Raw genomic sequence first — 2,533 nt, 5'->3', positions numbered from 1 at the left:
GGCAGACTGATCGATAGGACCAAAGGTGGCATGAACACAAAGCTGCACGCCGTCACCGACAGTGTTCGTCGACCTATTCGGCTCTTCATCTCTGCTGGCCAGGTGAGCGACTATACAGGAGCCAGGGCTCTGGTGAACAGCCTACCATCGACTGAATGGTGACTGGGTGGTCGCGGTTATGATGCGGACTGGTTCCGTGAAGCCCTAATAGACCGTAAGCGTTGCATCTGACCCCCTAGATAACCTCTGACGAACCTTTGCGCAGCAGTTTATGATCCGTCCAAAAGGATAGAGATATCATGAATTCTCAAGCTTTAGGTGAGCCCGCAAGTAACCAGAAAATCAAAAACGTCTTCCACGCCTACGGTTACTCTATTCCTGTTGGTAAAGATGGCCGTCGGCTGCGGCCCCGAAGATTCAAAGACGAAATGGGGCAGCGCATGAAGTCTGGTCGTTTACCTGTCGGTGAAGTTGCAAAGACCGGTGGCGTCAAACACGAGACTGCCTGCAGGTGTAAGAAAACGTCCGAGAAAAAGCGTTGGGCCCGCACTCAACATTGAAACCCAAATCTAAACCGTCGTTTGCAGAGATTAAACTCAGTTCAGGGGAACAAACTGTCCCAGCCGCGTCAGAAACATCATTTTCAAGCGCAGCGGTTGCGAGGTCTTTTTCCTGGCTGTAAATCAATGAGACTGGAACCTACGAAAAGGCGATGAGATAGCAAGGCAAGGCCAAGATGTGCTGACGGTCAGCAGAGGGTGAACCGTGGTGCAGGGCGTCCCGCTGATGACGTGAGCGCATTACGCTGGTTTCCACCCTCGGCCGCTCCCATACCCCGGATCATGCCAGGCTCAAGGATGAGATATTTTGCCCGGGTGGATCATTCGCTGACGTGTATCCCTGGCATGGATGATCTGGCCGAAGCCTTCGACTATGGCTTGAATAGGTGTTCAACTTCTGCACCGTGTCTGAAAGCTTGTCGTGTGGCTATCGGCAAAAATCCTGTAAAAAGGGGGATGCGTCGGGTAAGCGTTGGCTGCACAATTGGTTGATAGCAGGTCAGGATACGAGCGTGAAATCACTGCCCATCTTCCGCGAAATACGCAGCCAATACCAACAGGACCAGCGAATTATTGCCATGAAACCGAACAACGGAAAACGATCAAGCCGCAATATATGATGTGGTTTAGACAAGGCTTTTATGAGGCCACCACCGATTGCGGTCTCTCTTGTGTCACAAGATGTACGATCCCGATTTCTGACAGCACCAGTTTGTGAGGTCCGCTGGCCAGCACTTACAGTACGCAACGGACGGGAGGTTACTTTGGGAGAAGATAGGAGTGCATGGGGAACAAACAGCAATGAAACAACCGGAGACAACGCTTGAGCAATGGAAGGCTCTTGCTCGAACCGAGAATGAGCGGGCGCGCAAAGTCTGGTGGGGACCATCCGGGCAAAACAAGGGTTGGAAATCCCCGGATTCGTCAGAGGTTTTTGCTCGCAGAGAACGGCGGGGCAAGAAAATCGTAGCGATGAAAGCTATGGGTGTCAGCACTGCGCAGATCAGCAAACAGGTAGGCCTGGTGGACGCCACAGTGGCCCGCATTCTGCGAACCAGACGATTGATGGAGCGAGGCGAGGAAAGATTGCGATGACGGACATGGTTGCGGATGACACACCGCTCGCGCGGTGGCGGGAGATGGCGAAAAATGAGAACGCGCGCACCCGGAAAGCGTGGGGGTTTGAAGGGAAGACCGGATGGGCGGATGCTTCCAGGTTTGCTTCACCTCAGGCAGTTGAAACACGGGCAGAGCGGAACAGGAGGGTTCTCGAATTATACGAGTCCGGCCAGCCTATATCAGAGATCAGTCGTCGGATGGGAGTTTCAGATGTTACTGTATGGCGCATTATTAATCGTCATCGTACGCCTGAGAAGGTGTCAATCCGGTGACATTGCTGGAGAAATGGCAGCGACTGACGAAGCGGGAGAACCACCGGGCACGCAAAGTCTGGAACTCGGACGTTGCAGATGATTATGATCGAATGGAAAATGTCGCCACCGAAATTCCGGGCGACCACCACACCCTGGCAGAGTGATTGAAGCCGCTGTTTGATGCATCTCCCCTAACCTGATAAGATCTAACCTGATAAGATCACGGTCTATGAGAAAAGTTCCGAGGTCGCGCTCTGGCAGCGCGGACCTTTCATTTGCGCATGAAACACCAGTTAAAGACATTCGAGCTCCCACTGAATTTCTACCGATCGGTGGAGGAGTTGTAGACTGATCTGGACGCATGGCCGGTCAAATACAATGAGCAACGGCCGCATTCGGGAAGATACTGCTACGGTAAAACACCTATGCAAACCTTTCGCGAAACGTTACACATTGCAGTGGAGAAGACTATCAAAGCGCCCGACCAATCGGCAACGCACCTCATATCCTTACAGCGTGTCTGGTTTAATTGGTTTCAAATCCTGCGGCAACGAAGAAGTTATAGCACTCTTCATCGGTGAATAGGTGGCAGATACTTCC

4 protein-coding genes and 2 pseudogenes are annotated in these 2,533 nt (G+C 52.4%); all 6 read left to right on the top strand.

What is annotated here, in order from left to right; translation table 11 throughout:
* Positions 1-228 (top strand): annotated as a pseudogene (locus ACR0DT_RS24880) (IS5/IS1182 family transposase); the annotation flags it as partial.
* Between the two features lie 71 nt (positions 229-299).
* A complete protein-coding gene (locus ACR0DT_RS24875) occupies positions 300-560 on the top strand; it encodes a hypothetical protein (RefSeq protein WP_480713322.1) in 261 nt (86 codons plus the stop codon).
* An 801-nt stretch (positions 561-1,361) separates the two neighbouring features.
* A complete protein-coding gene (locus tag ACR0DT_RS24870; protein WP_480713321.1) occupies positions 1,362-1,655 on the top strand; it encodes a hypothetical protein in 294 nt (97 codons plus the stop codon).
* The gene (locus ACR0DT_RS24865; protein ID WP_480713320.1) at positions 1,652-1,951 is read left to right on the top strand and encodes a helix-turn-helix domain-containing protein; all 300 of its coding nucleotides are present in this window, start codon (positions 1,652-1,654) and stop codon (positions 1,949-1,951) included. The genes ACR0DT_RS24870 and ACR0DT_RS24865 overlap by 4 nt, the downstream gene beginning before the upstream one ends.
* Entirely contained in the window at positions 1,948-2,097 is a 150-nt protein-coding gene (locus ACR0DT_RS24860) for a hypothetical protein (RefSeq protein WP_480713319.1), read from the top strand. The genes ACR0DT_RS24865 and ACR0DT_RS24860 overlap by 4 nt, the downstream gene beginning before the upstream one ends.
* Positions 2,098-2,283: 186 nt before the next feature.
* Positions 2,284-2,400 (top strand): annotated as a pseudogene (locus ACR0DT_RS24855) (IS481 family transposase); the annotation flags it as partial.
* Between the last annotated feature and the right edge of the window lie 133 nt (positions 2,401-2,533).

This window comes from Ruegeria sp. BI11 (assembly GCF_056538005.1).
This window is presented reverse-complemented; position numbering and strand designations above follow the sequence as displayed.